General features: G+C 42.4%; 1 pseudogene. It reads right to left on the reverse strand.

Going from position 1 to position 304, the window contains the following annotated elements:
* Nucleotides 1-298, reverse strand: a pseudogene (locus N482_RS05635) (transposase); the annotation flags it as partial.
* Nucleotides 299-304 lie beyond the last annotated feature (6 nt).

The following is a 304-nucleotide window of genomic DNA, read 5'->3' on the forward strand; positions in this document are numbered from 1 at the left end:
TGCTGCGCCATCACTTTACGTTGCGATGGCTTCACCACTTTTTTTGTAACGCTTCCTGAACTATTTCCGCTTTTAACCGCTCTTCAGCATACATTTTTTTCAGGCGACGATTTTCTTCTTCTAGCTCTTTCATACGAGCCATAAGTGATGCGTCCATCCCGCCATATTTAGCACGCCACTTGTAAAAAGTAGCACTACTCATGCCGTGCTCACGACATAGCTCTGGAACAGGAATGCCCGATTCTGATTGTTTTAGAATAGCCATTATCTGGCTGTCACTAAATTTTGATTTTTTCATGTAGAT

The organism is Pseudoalteromonas luteoviolacea NCIMB 1942 (assembly GCF_001625595.1).
Taxonomy (GTDB): domain Bacteria; phylum Pseudomonadota; class Gammaproteobacteria; order Enterobacterales; family Alteromonadaceae; genus Pseudoalteromonas; species Pseudoalteromonas luteoviolacea_A.